Raw genomic sequence first — 13,257 nt, forward strand, 5'->3', positions numbered from 1 at the left:
GTCGGTGCGCCATCCCCGGCCTCGACATTTCGACGATTCCGCCGCCGCCGGCGACTAGCCCGCCGGGCGAAACTGACCGCGCACCACGCGCCACACGATCTTCGGCGCCAGCAACGACTGCGGGCCGGCGAGGAGGTTCGCCACTCGCAGGAACTGCAGGCCGACCACCGGATCCTTCTCGGCGGCGCGATGTAGATAGCTGATGTAGCCGTTGAGGACCTTCTGCATGGTCGAGCGCTTCCCCTCGACGCGCGGGAACCGGAGGTCGGCGCTCGTCGACAGCTCCCAGGCCGGGCCGACCAGTTTCGCCGCGCCCCGGAAGTACCGCTTGGTCAGATCGTCCGAGCTCTTCTCGAGACACTCACCAAGCCATTGCGCGGTCAGCGCCGCGATCGTCATCCCCTGCCCGTACGCCGGATTGAAGCAACACAACGAGTCGCCCGTCGCGACGAACCCCTCAGGCAACCGCTCACAGTTCTCGTACCGCCGCCGCACACTCGGCCCGATCCGGAACCGCACCGGATCCCCCAGCGGGTCGGCCTTGCTCACCATCCGATGCAGCTCAGGTCCGTCGAGCCTGGCCGCATAGTCCTCGAAGGCGCCCGGCAGTGCAGGTGGCGGATCGTCAGTGAACCCGACCAGCGTCACCAACCACGTGTTGTTCTCGTTGGCCCCCACTCCACACCCGACCGGGTTCGCCGGGTAGTGCCCGCTGATGACGCCGGTGAAGTCCTGGGCCTCGGGATCATGCCGGTACTGCCGGGTGCTGTACATGAGCCCCGCCTTGACCACATCCTCCGGCGCGGCCGCATACCCGAGCTCCGCCAGCCAAGCCTCCCCGCGATTGCTCCGCCCGCTCGCATCGACGACCAGACTGGCCGCATACTCGCCGTCCTCAGTCCGTGCGCCGGTGAGCCGATCTCCACGAGCCAGCAGCCCGGTCACGGCGACCCCATCCAGCACCTTGACCTCAGGCTGCACGGTGACGAGGTCGCGCAGCGTCGACTCGATCAGCGGACGGCTGGCCATCAGTCCATCGAGATCCGACGGACCCCGGCGTACCAGGTGTCCGTCGTTGTACCAGAGCACGTCCCCCAGGAGATCCGCGCTGACCGCACCACAGGCGATCAATTCGGCGCTGTACCCAGGTACCAGCTCCTCGATCACCTTCAACCCACGAGCGAGCAGCCCGTGCGCGTGCTTGCTCTGCGGAGTCCCCTTGCGATGCGTGGCCGGCCCCGACAGCTGGTCGCGATCGATGATCAGCACCTCACCGAACCACCGGCGCAGGACCTGCGCGGTGAGCAGTCCGGCAATGCTTCCCCCGATGACGATCGCGCGATTCTCCATTGCTCCAGCTTGTTCCGCCGGAGCGTGCCGGGGCCCGCGCTTTCGGGCATTCCCAGGGTCAGACCGCCTGGTCCGCCTGGTCCTGCGGCTGGTGCGACGGCGACACCCAGAGGCTGTCGGCGGTGCCCCGATCGAGGTGCTCGGTGTAGATGTCGACCTTGTAGGTGATCACCCGCAGGCACTCGGTGAGTTCCTCGATCTGGGCCGCGACGGCCTCCTGGTGGCTCTTGAGCAGCGCGAGCCGGTCCGCCTCGTTGCCGGTGCCCTGGCGGACCAGGTCGGTGTACCGGCGGATGGTGTCGAGCGGCATCCCCGACGAGCGGAACTTGATGCACATGTCGAGCCAGTCGACGTCGTCCTCGGAGTACACGCGCCGGCCGTTGCCTTCCCGGCGTACGGGCTCGGCGAGGATGCCTTCCCGCTCGTAGAACCGCAGCGCGTGCACACTCAACCCGGTGCGCTCGGAGACCTGGCCGATGCTCAATCCGTCCGTCATACCCACCACCCTAGAGTCGGCTCTAGGTCTTCACCAACCCTTTAAGGGCTGCCAGCGCGAGCTGTACGTCGGCCTGCGTCGAGTAGATGTGGAACGACGCCCGCAGGTTGCCGCCCCGAACAGCAGCCCGTACGCCGGCCGCCGCGAACGCCTCCTCAGCCCCCGGGATCGACGCGCTGACGATCGCCGAGTCGCCCGGCGGCAGCCCGATCCCGGCGCGGAACTCGTTGGCCAGCCCGAGGTTGTGCGCGTGGATCGTCTCGACGCCGATCTGCTCGATCAACTCCAGCGCCGGAGCCGCTCCGACGAAGCTGAACCAGGCCGGCGACTGGTCGAACCGGCGAGCGTCCGGCGCGAGCTCCATCTGCGGCCCGTAGTACGAGCCGTGGACGTTGCGCCCGGCGTACCAGCCTGCCTGCAACGGGCGGCAGCGTTCCTGCAGCCGCGGCGACAGATACCCGATGGTCGCCCCGCGCGGAGACATCAACCACTTGTACGTATGCGTGATCAGCGCATCGACACCCTCCACCGTCAAGGGCAGCCACCCCAGCGCCTGGCTCGCGTCGATCACCAGCAACGCGTCGATTTCCTTGCATGCAGCAACAACTGCCGCCAGATCGAGCACCGTCCCGCTCGCGGACTGGACAGCACTGACAGCCACCACATCGATCCCCGGCTGGATCGCCTCGACGAACTTGTCCGTACCAGCCGCCACCACCTCGACGCCCCGATCCGCATGCACCATCCACGGATAGACGTTCGACGTGAACTCGATGTCGTCGACCAGCACCCGAGCGCCATCCGGCAACCCAGCCGCGATCGGCGCCACCGCCGCCGACACCGTGCTCCCCACGAACACATCGGCCACCTCGGCCCCCACCAACCGCGCAAACGCCGCCCGAGCCCGCGTAGTCGACTCGTCCCACGGCTCCCAACTGGTCGCCCCGACCCGCCAGTCCCCCAGAACCGCCTGCAACGCCTCCCACGCCGGCTTCGGCGGCAACCCGTAGGAAGCAGTGTTCAACCACCCAGGCTGCGGCTCCCACAGCTCTGCGAATTCAGAACTCATCCGATGCTCTCCTGTACTGCGTAGTGTCGTCGTCAGCTCTATGTGAGCACATCCTCGAGGAGGACGGACTGTGAGATTTCCGGACGACGTTCCAGTGCTGACGGATGGAGTCGTCCGGTTGCGGGCGCCCCGGGTCGATGATGTGGCGGCGACGGTCGAGATGAACTCGGATGTCGAGACTCGGCGGTGGAACGCCGTGCAGGTGCCCTATCGGGTTGAGGATGCGCGGCAGGCGTTGACCGAGCGGATTCCGGCCGGGTGGCGGAACGGTGGGTTGTGGACGTGGGTCATCGAGACCGACGGCCGGTACGCCGGTGCTGTGGTGCTGAGTGGGGGTGAGAGTGGGGTCGGGTCGATCGGATTCACGACGCACCCGGCGGCGCGTGGACGTGGTGTCGCGACGCGAGGGGCTCGGTTGGCGGTTGCTTACGCTTTCGACGTACGCGGGTGGAATCGGGTGACCTGGGGTGCGTTCGTGGGCAACTGGGGATCTCGACGGGTCGCCTGGCGAGTGGGGTTTCGGCATCTCGTCACGGCGTACGGGGGTGGGATCGGGCGGGGTGAGCGGTTGGATGAATGGATCGCGTCGATCGGACGGGGCGATGAGCGGGGGCCGGCGCATCCGTGGTGGGAGGTGCCGGTGGTCGAGACCGACCGGTTCCGGCTGCGGGCATCCGGCCGCGCGCGGCCTCGGGCTGGTGACGGCCGCCGTCGGGCGGGTGATCGAGCAGGCGTTCCTGCCGGTCGACCAGGGCGGACTCGGGCGGCGACGGCTGGAGCTCGTCGCCGCCCGGGGGAACCTGGCTTCCATCAAAGTTGCCTTGAGCAACGGCTTTACGTAGACCGGCGTCCGGCGCGCGGCGGACCGGCGCCGGGACGGCAGCTACGAGGACCTGCTGACGTTCGACCTGCTCAGCGAGGAGCGTTGAGCCTCTTGCCTTCCGGGCTGAGGACATGCCAGGTGCCTTTCAGGCCTTCGCCCAGGACGTCGCCGGGTTTCCTGTCCTTGGCAAAGCGGTAGAGCGGCCAGCCGTTGAGAGTGGCCTGGATGTCCTTGTCGGGACGGACCAGGGTGCCGAGCTTGGCTTGGTTCACGCCGGCTCCGGCGACGATGCCGGCCTTCTTGACGTAGACGGGTTTCCAGGCGGCCAGGCAGGCCTCGCTCCGGCAGACCGACTTCGACGGGTCCCTGCCGTCCAGGATGGACATGTAGACGGTGAACCCCTCTGCGTCTACCGCGACCTGGCCTAGTTTCGTAGTACCGGCTTTGATCACCACCGGTTCTTCTGCAGGCGTTGATGTCTTGGCCTTTGAAGGCGGCGCTTTGCTCGGCGCTGCGGCGGGTGGTGGTTGGGCTGGTGGTGGTGCGGCAGCAGGAGCCGGAGCGGTGGTGGCGACGTTGCCGACGGCGGGGCTGAGGGCCGCCACCGCGACGGTCGCGCCGATCACCCACACCATCGTCGGCAGGCTCTTGAACATGATGAACCCCTAGGCCTGGAAGATCGCGCCGTCGCGCTGCTCGACGGCGACCGCCGGCAGCGGGGACTTGGCCGGTCCGGCGACCCGTTCGCCCGTACTGGCGTCGAACTTGCTGCCATGGCACGGGCAGTTGATCGTGCCGTCGCCGACGTCGGTGACCACACAGCCCTGATGGGTGCAGATCGCCGAGAACGCGCAGACCTTGCCACTCGCGTCCTTGGTCAGTACGAGGCTCTGCTCCTTGAGGATCACGCCGCCACCGGCCGGGATGTCGGCCACCTTGGCCAACGCCGCGGGAGCCGGGGGCTTCGGCTCGGCACCAGTCGTCCCCTGTGAGACTGGCTGCTTTGCGGGAGTTGAAGGCTGCGCCGCGGTCTGCGGCGGAGCTTGTTGCACAACGCAACCAGTGAGTACTGCGGTCGTCGCGGCGCCTCCCGCGATCAGTACCGCCCTGCGTTCGATCATCTTCTTGTCTCCTGTCAACGCAGTGGGACGCCGGATTGAGTGAAGTACCAAAGAGCCGCGGAAACCCAGGCCCCGATCAGCAAGGCGAACAACAGCCCGCCCGAGATCGGCAGTGCCCAGCTCGGCATCTTGTTGGCCCGCAACGCGAGCATCTTGGTGGTGAACGCGCCGTAGAAGGCGCATCCGAACAGCGAATGCAGTGCCGTCCTGGTGTCGAACGTGCTGAAGCCGAGACTCCACAAGCAGTGGTACGCGACCGGCAACGTCGCGACGAACGCCACCGCCCCACTCCATCGATGCAGTTGCGACAGGACCGCCGGCGCCTTGCGCTTCACCGGCAGCCGCCCGTACATCCACAGCGCAGACACCACTTGAAAGATCGCCAGTACGACGGCCGTCGTGGCCAGCCAGGCCTTCATCGGCGTGAGATTCGTGAACCCCACGATCAACGCCAGCGGCCTGCCGGTCGGCGCATGCGTCTTCCCGTAGAACCCCAGGGAGACCGCGACCAGCGCGCCGACGACGGCGAACCCCAACAGTGCAACGGTTCCCCGCCCGGCCGGCCGTTTGTCCGGCGGCGCAACCACGTCCGTACTCATGTCCCCTCCAACGGTCTCGTCTGCGGTCTATACGTGGGAGTTCACGGACCGGTTCAACCCGATCCGGCTTGACCTAGACAAGGCTCTAGCTCCTAGGTTCCGTGCTAGACCACAGAACCTAGGAGCTTGTATGCGCTATCGCACTCTCGGCGGGACCGGTATCGAGGTGAGCGTGCACTGCCTCGGCACGATGATGTTCGGCTCGGTCGGCAACCCCGACCACGCCGACTGCGCCCGGATCCTGCACACCGCGCTCGACCAGGGCATCAACTTCGTCGACACCGCCGACATGTACTCCAGCGGTGAGTCCGAGGAGATCGTCGGCAAGGCGCTCAAGGGTCGCCGCGAGGACGTCGTACTGGCGACCAAGGTGCACTTCCCGATGGGTGAGGGGCCCAACCGTGGCGGCAACTCGCGGCGCTGGATCACGCACGAGGTGGAGGAGAGCCTGCGACGACTCGGCACCGACTGGATCGATCTGTACCAGGTGCATCGGCCCGATCCGGCGACGGACATCGAGGAGACGCTGTCGGTACTGACTGACCTGGTCAGGGCCGGCAAGATCCGCGCGTTCGGCTGCTCGACGTTCCCGGCCGAGGATCTGGTCGACGCGTTCCACGTGTCCGAGCGCCGCGGGTACGGCAAGTTCCGTACCGAGCAGCCGCCGTACTCGCTCGTCACCCGCGGCATCGAGCGGTCGGTGCTGCCGACGACGCAGCGGTTGAACATGGGCGTACTGACGTGGAGCCCGCTCGCGTCGGGCTTCCTGTCCGGGAAGGTGCGCAAGAACCAGCCCGTGGATCTGGCGTCGGGGCGGGCGGCGCTGACTCCGCATCGCTTCGACCCCGCGCTGCCGGCCAACGCGTCGAAGTTCGAGGCCGTTGAGCAGCTGGCCGAGCTTGCCGACGGACTCGGCCGGACGCTGCCCGAGCTCGCACTGGCGTTCGTCACGTCGCACCCGGCGGTGACATCGGTGATCATCGGCCCGCGCACGATGGACCAGCTGACCGGCCTGCTGAAGGGTGCCGACCTCACCCTCGACGACGCCACCCTGGACCGCATCGACGAGATCGTCCCACCCGGCACCGACCTCCACCACTACCAATCCGACGGCCTCTGGCAATCCCCAGCCCTAACGGACCCCCTAAAACGCCGCCGCCCACCACAAGCCCGCTCCGCCGCCTAACCCCCGCCCCCACCCCCGCCCCACCCCGCCCACCGCCCGCCGCCCGCCCCGCCCCCGCTCCCGACCCGCCAGCCACCAACTCAGGGGTTAACCCCTGAGTTGGTGGGTTGCCTAGCCAGATTCTCGCTAGGCAACCCACCATCTGAGGGGTTAACCCCTCAGATGGTTGGTGGCCGACCTCAGATGTCTAGTGGCCGGATTGGAGGGCGGTCCAGGTGGCGGGGCCGACCACTCCGTCGATTACCAGCTGCCTGGTGCGCTGGTAGTCGCGGGCGGCGGTATCGGTGACTGGGCCGAATTGGCCGTCGATGGCGACCGTGCGACCGAGGGCGGCCGTCAACGACCGCTGCAGCCGGCTGACCGCAGTACCGGTCGAGCCGCTGCTAACAGTCGTCTTGTCGCCAGCGGCAAGCAATGCGGTCCAAGTAGCCGCTCCGACGACTCCGTCCGGCGTGAGGCCAACTCTGGTCTGAAAAGCCTTCACTGCATCGGTAGTAGCCGCATCGAAGGTCCCACTCGGCTCACTGACCCCACCGGCCAAGCACTGCGCCGCCTTGACCGCCGCACCCGTCGACCCTGCCTGCACCGTCGGGTAGCTGGTGAAGTCGAGGTTCGTCGCGCCACACGTCTGCGTCCCGCTGACGAACGACGTCGCCGCAGCCTGCCCCTTGCTCACGGCATCGGTCTGGCTCTCGATCGGCACCGACTTCACCCCGGGGAACAGGATGTACGTCACGACCGCGCCCGACACCCCTCCGCTCGACGGGTTCGGGTTGATGCCGAGCTGCTGTGCGAGCTTGTACGACCCCTCGCCGATGATCCCCGTCGGACCCTGGTCGCCGACCACGGCGTACGCGACCTTGTCCTGGTAGACGACCGCGGCCACGGTCCCGCCGACGATCCCCGCTGACGAGTAGTTCCAGATCGTGCTCGACAACGGCACGACGATGAACGGCAGCCCGGCCGAGTTCAGCGGCTGGCCGTTCGACTGGTTCCACGAGGTGGCCGGCTGGAACGACGGATCGGTGTTCTCGTTGCACTGCGTGGTGCGCTGGCCGTCGCAGTCGACGTCGAAGTCGGCCGTCCAGTGCACCGCTCCACCGGTCTTGCAGACCGCGACGGTTCGCGAGCCGCCGGAGTCGTGCGCGTACTTCCCGTTCGACAGCTGGGTCTCACAGCCGGCTGTCTTGTCCTTCAACTGCTGGGCGGTCGGTCCGGCGAGGCTCTCCGCCTGAGCGGGTGCCGTGAAGCCGGTGACCAGGGTCGCGAGCACGGTGGTGGCGAGCACCAACCGGCGGATGGTCTGTTTCGTTGCATAGCGGGGCGGCTGCATCGGATCCTCCAGAGTTGAAGCCCGAAGACGAAACTTTCTGGCCCAGAGGGTACAGATGTTGGTTAGATATTGACAGAGGTCACCGATCTCGCCGGTGGATCTTCACCGCGAGGTCGTGCAGCATTGCCCGTTCGGCCGCCGTCAACGGCGCCAGCGTCGCCTTTTCAACCTCCCGTACTACGCTCCGCCCAGCCGCCAGCGCCTTGCGCCCACCGGCCGTCAACGTCACCCGGTAGCGCCGCCGATCGACCGGGTCGCGATCCCGCGCCACCAGCCGCCGGTCGACCAGCTCGTCCATCAGCCGGACCATGTCGCTCGGGTCCATTCCCAGCGCCGTCGCGAGCGCGTTCTGCGCGACCGGGCCCTGGTCGTCGAGCTCGGCGAGCGCGGCGAACTGCCACAGCGTGAGCCCGGGCTTGCCGCCCAGCCGGTCGGCGATCGCCCGGCGGCTCGCCACCGCCACCTTGTGCAGCACGAAGGTGGTCGTTCCCAGCAGCGTCTCCATCGGCATATTGTAGGCTTCGACCAATAGTTGGTGTTCACCCACTAATCTTTCGGAGAGTCGACGATGGATGCGCTCTACCCGCGGCTGCTGGTCCGCGACTTCCCTGCCAGCGTGGAGTTCTACCGCGGCGTGCTGGCGTCGCTGTTCGGCGTGGAACCGGTCAAGGTGGTGCCCGAGGCGAGCTACGCGAACTGGGATCTCGACGGCCAGGCGGGCCTGGTGCTCTTCGGGCGCTCGATGATCGCCGGCACAGTCGGCACGGGCGAGTTGGCTGCCGAAGTACCGGCCCAGGACCGGTCGATGCTCGTCTTCAAGGTGGACGAGGTGGATGCGGCGGTGAAGGTCTTCACGCAATACGGCGGCACGGTGGTCGCCGAGGCCCAGGACCGCCCACAGTGGGGCCCCAACCTACGCACCGCCCACCTCCGCGACCCCGAAGGCAACCTACTGGAGCTGCAGTCTTACTGACCTCAGTTGCGTCCTTTGGAGCCGTGCTCCGAGGACTTGCCTTTGCCGCCTCCCCGGTCGTCGCCGGGCTCCGTGGTGCGGGTGGTGGAGGTAGGGGTCGTTGTCGGGTCATCCCGACGGCCGCCGTGGTCGTCGGGGGTGGTGGTCACGGCGGCAGGCTTGGGGTGGACGGTGGCGGGCGGCGGGAACCAGAGCGGGGCGGGCGACTGGCCGGGGGTGCCGGGGTCGAAGGCTGACCAGACGGCCGTAGTACCGGCGATTAGGCCGACTGCTGCGATGAGGCCGAGCACGCCGGTACCGACCCAGGCGAGGTAGCGGGTCGACCGTGCGGACTCCGTGGCGGGCCGCTGGCTCTGCAGGACTATCGGGCGGTGCTCTGGGTCCATACGTCGATAGTGGGCCTAGTAGGCGAGTCCAGACCATCGGACCTTGGTACTAGTACCTACTGCTCGGCCCGGCGCTGGCGCTGCGCCCAGAGCGCCGCCTGGGTGCGGTCGGTGACACCCAGCCGCTGGAAGATGTTGGTGAGGTGCGCTTTGACCGTGCGTTCGCTGATACCCATCCGGCGGGCGATCAGCTTGTTCGGCAGACCGTCGGCGACCATGTCGAGCACCTCCTGCTCCCGCCCGGTCAGCTTGAGCTCTGGCCCAGGACTGCGCCGGTTGGTCAGCAGTACGCGCGCAGCCTTCGGGTCCAGCGGCGAACCACCGGATACGACCTCCCGGATGCCGGCCAGGATCACCTCCGGCTCGCTGTGCTTCAGCAGATAGCCCTCGGCCCCGGCCTGCAGCGCATCGAGGATCCGTGTCTGATCACTGAAGGAGGTCAGCACCAGCACGTGCGCGGCCGGGTCCTGTGCCACGATGCGCGCAGTAGCGGTCACCCCGTCCGTCCCGGGCATCGACAGGTCCATGAGCACGACGTCCGGTTTCAACTCGGCCGCGAGCACCACCGCCTCGTCGCCATCGCCGGTAGCGCCGGCCAGCTCCAGGTCGTCGGTGGTACCGAGCAACTGCGCCAGCCCCGTCCGTACGATCGCGTGGTCATCGACGATGAGTACCCGGATCATCTGACCGGCACCTCGACTTCCACTCGCGTCCCCTGGCCTGGCGCGGCCCGTACGGTCAGCATGCCACCTGACTCAGCCAGTAGATCGCCGATCGACCGCAGCCCGAGGTGTCCGTCGCTGCTCCGCTCATCCAACCTGGCCTCGTCGAACCCACGTCCGTTGTCGTCAACCACAAGAGTCGCCTTGCCACTGACGCGCCCGGCCTGGATGAGCACCTCTTGAGCCCCACTGTGCGCAGCAACGTTCCGTACGATCTCTTGCGCCGCCCGGAACAACAGTGCTGCCACAGCAGGCGGTAGATCCTCCGCCCCTTCGGTCTCAAGCCGTACTGCGACCCCTGTGCGCTCCAAGCCCGCCGCAAGCTCGGCCAGAGCGGACGCGAGCCCCTCCTCGGCCAGGTTGGGCGGGTAGATGTCGACCAGCAGCGTGCGCAGTGAGCCGATACTGCCCCGCAACCTGGTCGCGCTGTCTGCGATCAGCTCCGCCCGCTGGCCCTCTGTCGGCTTGCCCAGCCGCATGGCATCCAGGGCGTAGTTGAGGCCGGTCAGCTCCTGCACTACCCCGTCGTGGAGCTCTCCGGCGATCCGCCGTCGCTCTGCGTCGGAGGCATCCACCGCATGCTGCAGTAGTCGCTCCCGGTCCCGCTGCTGCCGCTGCACCCGGCGGGCGAGCGACCAGGCGAAGGGGATCTGCACCAGCTCCAGCAGGAGCAACGCGCCCAATGAGGGCGGGGCGAACCGCTTCCATGCGGCCTGCCCGGCCTGGGTGACCGCTTGGTACTGGAAGTAGGCCTCGAAGAGCATCGGTTCGTCTCCAGGGCCGCGCACCCCGACGTACACCTCGAGCAGCTTCTTGTACGGGATCTCGAACTGGTTCTCCGGCCGACTGAGGTCGCTGACCTCGGACTCACTGCTGCCCTGGATCCGGAGCGCCTCGGTCTCGTCCGGGTCCAGCGGGAACGTCTGGCCGATCAGGCGTGGCTCATCGGAGTACACGATCTTCCCGTCGGCGCTCCACAGCTTCACCCGGACCAGTGAGCCCTGCAGTACGTACCGGCGCATGGCACTGTCGAACGCCTGGAGCGCTGCTGGTTGCCCAGCCACCACATTGGCGTCCAGCCGTGGCTCGACGACGCCACGGGCGGTCACATAGGTCACCTCACGAGCGGACTCGCTCGCCTGCTCGGTACCGGCCTGGCGTGCGATGTAGGCGATCAGCGCGGCCAGTGAGAGCAGCACGATCACCCCTGCCGCGGTGAAGCGCACCAGCAACCCGACCGTGGACACCGGCGCGCGCTCATCGACCATCCAGCGATCGTATGCGCGCCGCCCCCGCCACGGCAGCCCGACAAAAGTCCTAGTACCACCGCCCGCCCAGATGTCAGACTCGCCGCGTGAACGCACAGCCGGACCTCGCCGAGACCTCTCGGATCGAGGCTTTCAGCGACGGCATCTTCGCCATCGCCATCACCCTGCTCGTCCTCGAGCTGCACATCCCCGACCTCGAGCCGGGTGAACGACTCTGGCCCGCACTGGTCGACGAGTGGCCGCAGTTCGGCGCGTACCTGACCAGCTTCGCGATCCTCGGCATCATGTGGATCAACCATCACTCGATGTTCCGGCAGATCCAGCGCGCCGACCGCGGCCTGATGTTCCTCAACCTCGGCCTGCTGCTCTGGGCCGCCCTGCTGCCGTTCCCGACGAACCTCTTCGCCGAGTTCCTGCAAGACGAGGGCACCAACGCGCACGTCGCGGCCGCCGTCTACAGCACCAACCTCACCCTGGCCGCCATCTTCTTCAGCGCGATCTGGTGGCATGCCCTCCGCAACCACCTCGTCGACCACGAGATGACTCCCGCCGAACAACGCAGCTCCGTCCTGCGCTACTCCGTCGGCACCCTCCTCTACGCCGCGGCGATCGGCCTCTCCTTCATCTCGGCCCCGATCACCCTGCTCGTCCTGTTCCTACTCGCCGTCTACTACGGCTTCGAACAACTCCGCACCCGCGGCTGAGCAGCCAGGAAGGTGGCGGGAGAACTGCGTGATGGTGACTCCCGGAGCGATCTCCACCTCGGCATCGGCGCTGTAGCCGCGGGAGAGGTACAGGTTGACCGCGGGCGCGTTCGCCGTGCCGGTTGAGACGAGGCTGACCGGGCGCGGCTCGAGCGAATCGAGCTGATCCAGCAATGCCCGCCCGTGCCCGCGCCGAGCGTGCGCCGGATCGACGACCAGCCGGCTGATCTCGACCGTCTCCGGATCCGGCAGCTCATAGGCGACCGCGGCAACCAGCTCGCCATCATCGGAGTAACGCCCAAGCCAGTGCTCCGACGAAGCCATCAACCCGGCCAGATCCTCATGCAACGGAGGTATCCCGTCGAACCCGATCAGCGCAGCCTCCACCGCATAGGCCAGCCGCTGCACCACCAGCACCCGCTCAGCAGTAGCCACATCCGTCAGGTCCAGAACACGAATCACCCGGCCACGCTATCCGCCTACACCTCAGGCTGCGCGCCAATATCCGAGTGCTTTCACACGGTCCTTCGGGAGGGACAGTTCCTTCAGCAGGTACGTCGTGAGCGTGCGCGTCGTCTTCGTGTCGCAGGCGACCCACACGAACGTGCTCGCCGGATCGTCGATCAACCCGGGCAGACTCGCCTTCACCTCGGCGACCAGCTGGTCACCCTCGCGCGGTACCGTCCGCAGCTCGTGGTGCGAAGGATCGATCCGCAGCGGCAGCTCAGCGTCGGAGTCGTGCGTCGTCTCGAAGAAGATGGTCGCCGGCAGCTTCGGCGCCACCGCGAGCAGCGAGTTGATGGCCGGCAGCGACGCCGGGTCGCCGATCACCAGCAGCCGCGGCGGCAGCGGATCCGGTACGGCGAAGTCCGTCCCCTGCAGCGTCGCCTCGATCGTGTCACCCGCCTTCGCGGACAGCGACCAGTCGCTCGCGATCCCTTCATGCAGCGCGAACTCCATGCTGAAAGTCCCCGCCGCGACATCAGGATCGACCAGCGTGTACGCCCGCTGATGCGGCTTGCCCGCGTGCTCGAACCACAGCCGCACCCACATCGTCGGGTGCACCCCGACCGCCCCGAGCAGCCCGCCGTCGGTGAAGTGCACCCGGCGGTAGCGCTCGGTGACCTGTTCGGCACCCGTCACCGTGAATACGAAGTCCTTGCCCCGGAACAGCTTGAGGACGACACCCTCCCAGCCATGCCCCACAACGCACGTCCCTTCCGATCC

Annotated in this window: 17 protein-coding genes and 1 pseudogene; 5 read left to right on the forward strand and 13 right to left on the reverse strand. The window is 67.6% G+C overall.

The genetic code is table 11. From position 1 onward, the window contains the following. Positions 1-54: 54 nt before the first annotated feature. The 3 genes from ABD116_RS17160 to ABD116_RS17170 are packed head-to-tail and all read right to left on the reverse strand — an operon-like array spanning position 55 to position 2,915. On the reverse strand, positions 55-1,350 hold the full coding sequence (locus ABD116_RS17160; protein WP_343970448.1) for an FAD-dependent oxidoreductase: 1,296 nt from the start codon (positions 1,348-1,350) through the stop codon (positions 55-57). 58 nt (positions 1,351-1,408) lie between these two features. Then, positions 1,409-1,846, reverse strand: a complete 438-nt coding sequence (locus ABD116_RS17165) for a MerR family transcriptional regulator (RefSeq protein ID WP_343970451.1) — start codon at positions 1,844-1,846, stop codon at positions 1,409-1,411. 22 nt (positions 1,847-1,868) lie between these two features. Beyond that, on the reverse strand, positions 1,869-2,915 hold the full coding sequence (locus ABD116_RS17170) for an aminotransferase class V-fold PLP-dependent enzyme (protein WP_343970454.1): 1,047 nt from the start codon (positions 2,913-2,915) through the stop codon (positions 1,869-1,871). A 160-nt stretch (positions 2,916-3,075) separates the two neighbouring features. Between ABD116_RS17170 and ABD116_RS17175 the strand changes: the two are divergent. Together ABD116_RS17175 and ABD116_RS17180 are read left to right on the forward strand one after the other, a co-directional pair. Further along, positions 3,076-3,378: pseudogene (locus tag ABD116_RS17175) on the forward strand (GNAT family N-acetyltransferase); the annotation flags it as partial. Between the two features lie 235 nt (positions 3,379-3,613). Further along, a complete protein-coding gene (locus tag ABD116_RS17180) occupies positions 3,614-3,757 on the forward strand; it encodes a GNAT family N-acetyltransferase (protein ID WP_343970989.1) in 144 nt (47 codons plus the stop codon). A gap of 70 nt (positions 3,758-3,827) precedes the next feature. Here the strand turns inward: ABD116_RS17180 and ABD116_RS17185 are convergent, their stop codons facing one another. Genes ABD116_RS17185 through ABD116_RS17195 form a run of 3 tightly spaced genes read right to left on the reverse strand, consistent with a single transcriptional unit; the run spans position 3,828 to position 5,458 of the window. Then, the gene (locus tag ABD116_RS17185) at positions 3,828-4,394 is read right to left on the reverse strand and encodes a COG4315 family predicted lipoprotein (protein WP_343970457.1); all 567 of its coding nucleotides are present in this window, start codon (positions 4,392-4,394) and stop codon (positions 3,828-3,830) included. A gap of 9 nt (positions 4,395-4,403) precedes the next feature. Beyond that, the gene (locus ABD116_RS17190) at positions 4,404-4,859 is read right to left on the reverse strand and encodes a Rieske (2Fe-2S) protein (protein ID WP_343970460.1); all 456 of its coding nucleotides are present in this window, start codon (positions 4,857-4,859) and stop codon (positions 4,404-4,406) included. 14 nt (positions 4,860-4,873) lie between these two features. After that, positions 4,874-5,458, reverse strand: coding sequence for a DUF6529 family protein (locus ABD116_RS17195; protein ID WP_343970463.1), 585 nt, complete (start codon positions 5,456-5,458; stop codon positions 4,874-4,876). Between the two features lie 130 nt (positions 5,459-5,588). Between ABD116_RS17195 and ABD116_RS17200 the strand changes: the two genes are divergently transcribed. Further along, the gene (locus ABD116_RS17200) at positions 5,589-6,644 is read left to right on the forward strand and encodes an aldo/keto reductase (RefSeq protein WP_343970466.1); all 1,056 of its coding nucleotides are present in this window, start codon (positions 5,589-5,591) and stop codon (positions 6,642-6,644) included. A gap of 187 nt (positions 6,645-6,831) precedes the next feature. Here ABD116_RS17200 and ABD116_RS17205 read toward each other — a convergent pair whose 3' ends face one another. Together ABD116_RS17205 and ABD116_RS17210 are read right to left on the reverse strand one after the other, a co-directional pair. Beyond that, complete coding sequence (locus ABD116_RS17205) at positions 6,832-7,977, reverse strand: peptidoglycan-binding protein (protein ID WP_343970469.1); 1,146 nt, start codon at positions 7,975-7,977, stop codon at positions 6,832-6,834. Positions 7,978-8,056: 79 nt separating this feature from the next. After that, entirely contained in the window at positions 8,057-8,482 is a 426-nt protein-coding gene (locus tag ABD116_RS17210; RefSeq protein WP_343970472.1) for a MarR family winged helix-turn-helix transcriptional regulator, read from the reverse strand. A 63-nt stretch (positions 8,483-8,545) separates the two neighbouring features. On the opposite strand from ABD116_RS17210, the gene ABD116_RS17215 reads away from it, so the two are divergent. Then, positions 8,546-8,950 (forward strand): VOC family protein, encoded by a 405-nt coding sequence (locus ABD116_RS17215; protein ID WP_343970475.1) that lies wholly within the window; start codon positions 8,546-8,548, stop codon positions 8,948-8,950. A gap of 2 nt (positions 8,951-8,952) precedes the next feature. On the opposite strand, the gene ABD116_RS17220 is transcribed toward ABD116_RS17215, so the two are convergent. From ABD116_RS17220 to ABD116_RS17230, 3 genes are read right to left on the reverse strand one after another with little or no spacing between them, the layout of a single operon-like run. Further along, a complete protein-coding gene (locus ABD116_RS17220) occupies positions 8,953-9,336 on the reverse strand; it encodes a hypothetical protein (protein WP_343970478.1) in 384 nt (127 codons plus the stop codon). A gap of 56 nt (positions 9,337-9,392) precedes the next feature. Beyond that, a complete protein-coding gene (locus tag ABD116_RS17225; protein ID WP_343970481.1) occupies positions 9,393-10,019 on the reverse strand; it encodes a response regulator in 627 nt (208 codons plus the stop codon). Beyond that, a complete protein-coding gene (locus ABD116_RS17230) occupies positions 10,016-11,326 on the reverse strand; it encodes a sensor histidine kinase (protein ID WP_343970484.1) in 1,311 nt (436 codons plus the stop codon). The genes ABD116_RS17225 and ABD116_RS17230 overlap by 4 nt, the downstream gene beginning before the upstream one ends. A gap of 86 nt (positions 11,327-11,412) precedes the next feature. Between ABD116_RS17230 and ABD116_RS17235 the strand changes: the two genes are divergently transcribed. Beyond that, complete coding sequence (locus ABD116_RS17235) at positions 11,413-12,030, forward strand: TMEM175 family protein (RefSeq protein WP_343970487.1); 618 nt, start codon at positions 11,413-11,415, stop codon at positions 12,028-12,030. Here ABD116_RS17235 and ABD116_RS17240 read toward each other — a convergent pair. Then, positions 11,983-12,492, reverse strand: a complete 510-nt coding sequence (locus ABD116_RS17240) for a GNAT family N-acetyltransferase (protein ID WP_343970490.1) — start codon at positions 12,490-12,492, stop codon at positions 11,983-11,985. The two genes, ABD116_RS17235 and ABD116_RS17240, sit on opposite strands and share 48 nt — an antisense overlap. Positions 12,493-12,516: 24 nt before the next feature. After that, positions 12,517-13,236 (reverse strand): siderophore-interacting protein, encoded by a 720-nt coding sequence (locus ABD116_RS17245; RefSeq protein ID WP_343970493.1) that lies wholly within the window; start codon positions 13,234-13,236, stop codon positions 12,517-12,519. Between the last annotated feature and the right edge of the window lie 21 nt (positions 13,237-13,257).

This window comes from Kribbella koreensis, assembly GCF_039525325.1.
Taxonomy (GTDB): Bacteria; Actinomycetota; Actinomycetes; order Propionibacteriales; family Kribbellaceae; genus Kribbella; species Kribbella koreensis.

Bases quoted from the DNA above. Each gene is read 5' to 3' on its own strand.
- ABD116_RS17160 (WP_343970448.1), bottom strand. From the start codon at position 1,350: ATGGAGAATCGCGCGATCGTCATCGGGGGAAGCATTGCCGGACTGCTC.
- ABD116_RS17165 (WP_343970451.1), bottom strand. From the start codon at position 1,846: ATGACGGACGGATTGAGCATCGGCCAGGTCTCCGAGCGCACCGGGTTG.
- ABD116_RS17170 (WP_343970454.1), bottom strand. From the start codon at position 2,915: ATGAGTTCTGAATTCGCAGAGCTGTGGGAGCCGCAGCCTGGGTGGTTG.
- ABD116_RS17185 (WP_343970457.1), bottom strand. From the start codon at position 4,394: ATGTTCAAGAGCCTGCCGACGATGGTGTGGGTGATCGGCGCGACCGTC.
- ABD116_RS17190 (WP_343970460.1), bottom strand. From the start codon at position 4,859: ATGATCGAACGCAGGGCGGTACTGATCGCGGGAGGCGCCGCGACGACC.
- ABD116_RS17195 (WP_343970463.1), bottom strand. From the start codon at position 5,458: ATGAGTACGGACGTGGTTGCGCCGCCGGACAAACGGCCGGCCGGGCGG.
- ABD116_RS17200 (WP_343970466.1), top strand. From the start codon at position 5,589: ATGCGCTATCGCACTCTCGGCGGGACCGGTATCGAGGTGAGCGTGCAC.
- ABD116_RS17205 (WP_343970469.1), bottom strand. From the start codon at position 7,977: ATGCAGCCGCCCCGCTATGCAACGAAACAGACCATCCGCCGGTTGGTG.
- ABD116_RS17210 (WP_343970472.1), bottom strand. From the start codon at position 8,482: ATGGAGACGCTGCTGGGAACGACCACCTTCGTGCTGCACAAGGTGGCG.
- ABD116_RS17215 (WP_343970475.1), top strand. From the start codon at position 8,546: ATGGATGCGCTCTACCCGCGGCTGCTGGTCCGCGACTTCCCTGCCAGC.
- ABD116_RS17220 (WP_343970478.1), bottom strand. From the start codon at position 9,336: ATGGACCCAGAGCACCGCCCGATAGTCCTGCAGAGCCAGCGGCCCGCC.
- ABD116_RS17225 (WP_343970481.1), bottom strand. From the start codon at position 10,019: ATGATCCGGGTACTCATCGTCGATGACCACGCGATCGTACGGACGGGG.
- ABD116_RS17230 (WP_343970484.1), bottom strand. From the start codon at position 11,326: ATGGTCGATGAGCGCGCGCCGGTGTCCACGGTCGGGTTGCTGGTGCGC.